The 6,418-nt window shown below is 69.9% G+C and carries 6 protein-coding genes; 2 read left to right on the forward strand and 4 right to left on the reverse strand.

The window, feature by feature from the left end; all coding sequences use genetic code 11:
* Positions 1–131: 131 nt before the first annotated feature.
* The 4 genes from ACFV0G_RS32620 to ACFV0G_RS32635 form a co-directional block, all read right to left on the reverse strand.
* Entirely contained in the window at positions 132–1,790 is a 1,659-nt protein-coding gene (locus ACFV0G_RS32620) for a cytochrome bc complex cytochrome b subunit (protein WP_380555813.1), read from the reverse strand.
* A complete protein-coding gene (locus tag ACFV0G_RS32625) occupies positions 1,787–2,839 on the reverse strand; it encodes a Rieske 2Fe-2S domain-containing protein (RefSeq protein WP_380555815.1) in 1,053 nt (350 codons plus the stop codon). Before ACFV0G_RS32625 ends, ACFV0G_RS32620 begins: the two co-directional genes overlap by 4 nt.
* 8 nt (positions 2,840–2,847) lie before the next feature.
* Complete coding sequence (locus tag ACFV0G_RS32630) at positions 2,848–3,654, reverse strand: c-type cytochrome (RefSeq protein ID WP_380555817.1); 807 nt, start codon at positions 3,652–3,654, stop codon at positions 2,848–2,850.
* A gap of 155 nt (positions 3,655–3,809) precedes the next feature.
* The gene (locus ACFV0G_RS32635; RefSeq protein WP_380555819.1) at positions 3,810–4,430 is read right to left on the reverse strand and encodes a heme-copper oxidase subunit III; all 621 of its coding nucleotides are present in this window, start codon (positions 4,428–4,430) and stop codon (positions 3,810–3,812) included.
* 323 nt (positions 4,431–4,753) lie between these two features.
* On the opposite strand from ACFV0G_RS32635, the gene ACFV0G_RS32640 reads away from it, so the two are divergent.
* Both ACFV0G_RS32640 and trpD read left to right on the forward strand, forming a co-directional pair.
* Complete coding sequence (locus ACFV0G_RS32640; RefSeq protein ID WP_380555821.1) at positions 4,754–5,179, forward strand: hypothetical protein; 426 nt, start codon at positions 4,754–4,756, stop codon at positions 5,177–5,179.
* Between the two features lie 117 nt (positions 5,180–5,296).
* Complete coding sequence (trpD, locus tag ACFV0G_RS32645) at positions 5,297–6,373, forward strand: anthranilate phosphoribosyltransferase (protein ID WP_380555823.1); 1,077 nt, start codon at positions 5,297–5,299, stop codon at positions 6,371–6,373.
* Positions 6,374–6,418: the final 45 nt, after the last annotated feature.

Raw genomic sequence — 6,418 nt, forward strand, 5'->3', positions numbered from 1 at the left:
CCGCACCTGCTGGTCGGGGGGTGGGGCTCTGGTGTTATGGATGTCAAGATCCCCCCCCCCGTTTGGGTCAACCCCGGCGGGCCCCGGCCGGTGCGGCAGGGGCCCTCGGGTTGTGGCGGATCAGCTGGAGATCAGTGGTGGCCGTGGCCGCTGGTGATCTCGTGGTGCTCCTCGGCGGTGGGCTTGGCGATCTGGCTGCCGTCGCCGTAGAACGCGTCGGAGAGCTTGGCGCGGGTCTTCGCGATGGCGCCGGCCTTGCGGGCCACGCCGTTCTCGTCGACCTCGGCCGGCAGTTCGAGCGGCTGCGGCTGCTCGTGCGCGGTGAGCTTGTACAGCTTGTCCTGCGGCAGCTGCTCGTGCACCTCGATGAACTCGCCGTGCGGCAGGCGCTTGATGACGCCGCTCTCGCGGCCGTGCAGCACCTTGTCCTTGTCACGGCGCTGGAGGCCGAGGCACCAGCGCTTGGTGATGAAGAAGACGATCACCGGGAGGACGAAGAAGCCGATCCGGACGGTGTACGTGATCGTGTTGATCGACAGGTGCAGGTGGGTGGCGATGAGGTCGTTGCCACCACCGATCAGCAGGATCACGTACTCGCTGATCCAGGCCGCACCGAAGGCGGTGCGGACCGGGGCGTTGCGCGGACGGTCGGCGATGTGGTGCTCGCGCTTGTCGCCGGTGACCCACGCCTCGACGAACGGGTACAGCCAGATGGCCGCCAGGACGAGCGGGAAGACCATCAGCGGGATGAACACGCCCATGTTGAGGGTGTGGCCCCAGGCGCGGATCTCCCAGCCGGGCATGATGCGGATCAGGCCCTCGGAGAAGCCCATGTACCAGTCCGGCTGGGCGTCGGTGGACACCTGGTCGGGGCGGTACGGGCCGTACGCCCAGATCGGGTTGACGGTCGCGATCGCCGAGGCGGCCGAGATGACGCCGAACACCAGGAAGAAGAAGCCGCCGGCCTTGGCCATGTAGACCGGCATGAGGGGCATGCCGACCACGTTCTGCTCGGTGCGGCCGGGACCCGCGAACTGGGTGTGCTTGTGGTAGAAGACCAGGATCAGGTGGGCCACCAGCAGGCCCAGCATGATGCCCGGGATCAGCAGCACGTGGATGGTGAAGAACCGCGGCACGATGTCGGTGCCGGGGAACTGGCCGCCGTACAGGAAGAACTGGATGTACGTGCCGACCAGCGGCACCGCCAGGATCGCGCCCTCCATGAAGCGGATACCCGTGCCGGACAGCAGGTCGTCCGGGAGCGAGTAGCCCATGAAGCCGTCGAACATGCCGAGGAAGAGCAGACCGGCGCCGAAGAGCCAGTTGATCTCGCGCGGCTTGCGGAACGCGCCGGTGAAGAAGACGCGCATCATGTGCACCAGCATCGCGGCGACGAAGACGATCGCCGCCCAGTGGTGGATCTGGCGGATCAGCAGACCGCCGCGCACCTCGAAGCTGATGTCCATGGTCGAGGCGTAGGCCTCGGACATCCGGATGCCGTCGAGCGGGGCGTAGGGGCCGTGGTAGACGACCTCCGCCATGCTCGGCTTGAAGAACAGCGTCAGGTAGACGCCGGTCAGGATGATGATGATGAAGGTGTAGAGGCAGATCTCGCCCAGCATGAAGGACCAGTGGTCCGGGAAGATCTTGCGCAGGTTGGACTTGGCCAGGGAGTAGATCCCCAGCCGTCCGTCGGTCCAGTCAGCGGCCGCCTCGAACTTGTTCGCAGGCTTGGCGCGGGTGCTGGCCGGCTTGGACGCGCCGGAAGTGGCGCTGTTCGCGGTGCTCACGGCCGCTCCCAGTAGCTCGGGCCGACGGGCTCCTGGAAGTCGCCGGTGGCGACGAGGAAGCCCTTCTCGTCAGTGGTGATCTTCAGCTGCGGCAGCGGGTGGCCGGCCGGGCCGAAGATGACGCGCGCGCCGTCCGACAGGTCGAAGGTCGACTGGTGGCAGGGGCAGAGCGCGTGGTGGGTCTGCTGCTCGTAGAGGCTGATCGGGCAGCCGACGTGCGTGCAGATCTTGGAGTACGCCAGGATGCCCTCGAAGCCCAGGTCGGCGGACTTCTGGTCCTTCAGGTCGCCCGGAGCGATCCGGACGATCATCAGGGCGTCCTTGGCGATCTGCTCCTGGAAGAACTCCTGGTCCTCCTCCAGGCCCTCGGGCTTGGCGAAGGTCAGCGAGCCGGTGACGATGTCCTCGGGCTTCATCGGCTCGTTGGTGCTCATGTTGATGAGCGGGATGGGCTTGGCCGGGGTGGCCAGCTCCCAGCCGGTGTGGGCCAGCTTGTCCTCGGGCAGCGGGCCGAGGTCGCGCAGCAGCACGACGCCGGACAGCGGCACCAGGGCCATCGACCCGATCAGGGTGTTGCGCAGCAGCTTGCGGCGGCCGAAGCCGGACTCCGCGGCACCGGTCTTGAACTGCTCGATGACGTCCGCGCGGACCTCGTCGTCAGCCTCGATCGGGTGGCGCTCGGCCGGGATCTCGTGGTCCGACATCAGGGTGCGCGCCCAGTGGACGGCGCCCGCGCCGATGCAGAACAGCGCCACGCCCAGGGTCAGACCCAGGGCGAAGTTCAGCGCGCTGATGTGGCCCAGCGGGAACACGTAGATGATCTTGTCGATGTCGAAGATCACGTACGAGGCGATGAACCCGACAGTGGCGAGCATCGAGACGATGAACAGCAGGGCGACCTGCCGCTCGGCGCGCTTGGCGGCGCGCTCGTCGATGTCGGTCCGGCGCGGCTCGTGGGCCGGCAGACCGGGGTCGGCGAACGGGTCGCCGTGGGTGGCGACCGCGTGCCCTTCGGAGCCGTGCGACTCCGGCAGCTTCTCGTCAGACATCTCGTGGCTCATGACTTCTTGGCCTTGGTGGTGTGGGCGGCGACCCAGATCGCGACCACGATGAGCGCACCCAGGGCGAAGATCCAGCCGAACAGGCCCTCGGTCACCGGACCGAGGCTGCCGAGGGCGAGACCACCCGGGTTGGGCTCATCGGCCGCGTTGCGGACGAAGGCCACGATCTGCTTCTTCTGCTCCTCCGGCATGGTGGTGTCGGGGAACGACGGCATGTTCTGCGGGCCGGTCTGCATGGCCTCGTAGATGTGCTTGGGGGAGGTGTTCACCAGCGGCGGGGCGTACTTGCCCTGGGTCAGGGCGCCACCCTTGCCGGCGAAGTTGTGGCACTGGGCGCAGTTGGTCCGGAAGAGCTCGCCACCCTTGGCCACGTCGTTCGGGTTGGTGGCGGTGTACTGCTGCTCCGTCGGGATGACCGGGCCGGGGCCGAGCGAGGCCACGAAGGCGGCCAGCTGGTCGATCTGCGCCTGGGAGTAGATGACCTTCTTGGTCGGCACCTGGGCGCCGCTCTGCTGGGCGGGCATCCGGCCGGTGCCGACCTGGAAGTCGACGGCGGCGGAGCCGACACCGACCAGGCTCGGGCCGTCACTGCCGCCCTGGCCGTTGAGGCCGTGGCAGGACGAGCAGCCCACGGCGAAGAGCTTCTTGCCCTCTTCGATCGCGAGCGACTGCGCGGAGGTGTCGGCCTGGGCCTTCTCGGCGGGCGCGAACGCGGCGTACAGCCCCCCGGTGGCCGCCAGGGCGAGAAGTAGGACGACCAGCGCCGCCAGTGGGTGGCGCCGTCGTGCGGAGAGCTTTTTCACGGATTAACCCCGGTGTCAGGATCTGGTCGGCTGGGTGGCTGCGCCCGTGGGACCGGTCTGCTCGGGGCCGGTACCCGGGTCGGGGCGGACTGGTCGGCGGGGCCCCCGCACGGGGCGGGTGCTCTCCGGCCGGCGGCCAGCGACCTGATCAGCCTTTACTTGATCAGGTAGATGGTCGCGAACAGGCCGATCCACACGACGTCGACGAAGTGCCAGTAGTACGACACGACGATCGCGGCGGTGGCCTGCTCGTGCGTGAACCGCTTGGCGGCGTACGTCCGCCCCAGGACCAGCAGGAAGGCGATCAGACCACCCGTCACGTGCATGCCGTGGAAGCCGGTCGTCAGGTAGAACACCGTGCCGTACGGGTCGGAGGACAGCGAGAGGCCGTCCTTCTTGACCAGCTCGGTGTACTCGAAGATCTGCCCGCCGATGAAGATCGAGCCCATCACGAACGTGATGATGAACCACGAGCGGAGCTTCTTCACGTCACCGCGCTCGGCGGCGAAGACGCCGAGCTGGCAGGTGAGGGAGGAGAGCACCAGGATCGTGGTGTTCACCGAGGAGAACGGCACGTTGAGGGCGTCCGCCTTCTCGGTCCAGAACGCCGATCCCATGACCGAGCGGAGCGTGAAGTACATCGCGAACAGGGCCGCGAAGAACATCAGCTCCGAGCTCAGCCAGACGATGGTTCCGACGCTGACCAGGTTCGGCCTGTTGACCGCTCCGTGCGCGTGTCCGGTTTCTGTTGCTGTTGCTGTCGCCACGACGGACATTATGTCGGTCCCTTATTCCGTCTTCACGCCGGGGGGTCCTCCTCGGAGTGTCCGGTGCGTGCGGTATGCCCGGCTGCCCCCGGACCGGCCGCGGTGGCGGTCGGCCGTCGACCGGGTGTCCGATTTCTGACGGTTGTTCGGGACGGGTGAGCCGCCGTCGCCCGTGCGGGTGAGATTCGCGCGCGGCGGCTTGAGAGAGATCGCGTCAGGGGCTCACCGCCGCGGGCGTCCGGGAGTAGCATCCGAGAGCGAACGTGGTCCGGATCACACTGGGCCGTTCGGAGCGGCACATATAAGAGGACGAGCACCCGGGAGCAGGGCCCATGGCGCACACGACCGACGAGACGCTCACCGTTCTCGTCTACAGCGACGACCGCAACACCCGCGAGCAGGTCACCCTGGCGCTCGGGCGCCGGCCGGCCGCCGACCTCCCGGAGATCGCCTACCTGGAGTGCGCCACCACCCCGGCCGTGCTCCGCGCCCTGGAGAAGGGCGGGATCGACCTCTGCGTCCTGGACGGCGAGGCGGTGCCGGCCGGCGGCCTCGGCCTGACCCGCCAGCTCAAGGACGAGATCTACGGCTGCCCGCCCGTGCTGGTGCTGATCGGCCGGCCGCAGGACTCCTGGCTCGCCGCCTGGAGCCGGGCCGACGCCGCGATCGCGCAGCCGGTCGACCCGGTGGCGCTGGCCGAGGCCGCGGCGACCCTGCTGCGCGCCCGGGTGGCCCGGCGGACCCCCGCGCACCACTGACGGCGGGCCGTCTCACCAGGAGAGAAGGGGCGGCGGGAACGGCACGGCCGCCCGCCGCCGCTCGCTAGGCTGGCTCCGTCCCTTTCGGCGCACTACCGATGAGAGCTGGAGTCGGCCATGGTGAACGTGAACCCTGCGAACGGCGGCGAGGACCCCGTGCAGGTGGTCCGCACCTGGCCGGACGTCCTGACCTCGCTGCTCAGGGGAGAGGACCTCGGGCAGGCCGACACGGCCTGGGCGATGGACCGGATCATGTCCGGCGAGGCCACCCCCGTGCAGGTGGCGGGATTCATGATCGCCCTGCGGGCCAAGGGCGAGACGGTCGAGGAGATCGCCGGCCTCGTCGACGCGATGTACGCGCACGCCGAGCCGCTGCACATCCCCGGCCCGGCGGTGGACATCGTCGGCACCGGCGGCGACCGGGCCAAGACCGTCAACATCTCCACCATGTCCGCCATCGTGGCCGCCGCCGCCGGCGCCAAGGTGGTCAAGCACGGCAACCGGGCCGCCTCCTCCGCCAGCGGCTCCTCCGACGTCCTGGAGAAGCTCGGCATCCGGCTGGACCTCAGTGCCCGCCGGGTCGCCGAGGTCGCCGAGGAGACCGGCCTGACCTTCTGCTTCGCGGCCAGGTTCCACCCGGCGATGCGGCACGCCGCCGAGGCCCGCCGCGACCTGGGCGTGCCGACCGCGTTCAACATCCTGGGCCCGCTGACCAACCCGGCCCGGGTCACCTCGCACGCCGTCGGCTGCTTCGACACCCGGCTGGCCGGCCTGATCGCCGGCGTGCTGGCCCGGCGCGGCGCCTCCGCCCTGGTCTTCCGCGGCGACGACGGCCTCGACGAGCTGACCATCTCCACCACCTCGCACGTGTGGACCGTCCAGGACGGCACCGTCACCGAGAGCGTCTTCGACCCCCGCGACGTGGGCATCGAGCCGGTCGGCATCGAGGCGCTGCGCGGTGCGGACGCCGAGTACAACGCCGCGGTCGCGCGCCGGCGGCTGGCCGGCGAGCGCGGCCCCGTCCGGGACGCCGTCCTGCTCAACTCGGCCGCCGCCCTGACGGCCCTGGAGCTCACCGGCGCCCCGCTGGCCGAGCAGCTCGCCGCCGGGATGGAGCGCGCCGCCGCCGCCATCGACTCCGGCGCCGCCGAGGCCACCCTCAAGCGCTGGGCCGAGGCCACCGCGCGGCCCTGACCCGCGCACACCCGGCCGGCGCCCGGGGTGCGGGCCCGCCCGGCC

This window comes from Kitasatospora sp. NPDC059571 (assembly GCF_042735675.1).
GTDB lineage: Bacteria > Actinomycetota > Actinomycetes > Streptomycetales > Streptomycetaceae > Kitasatospora.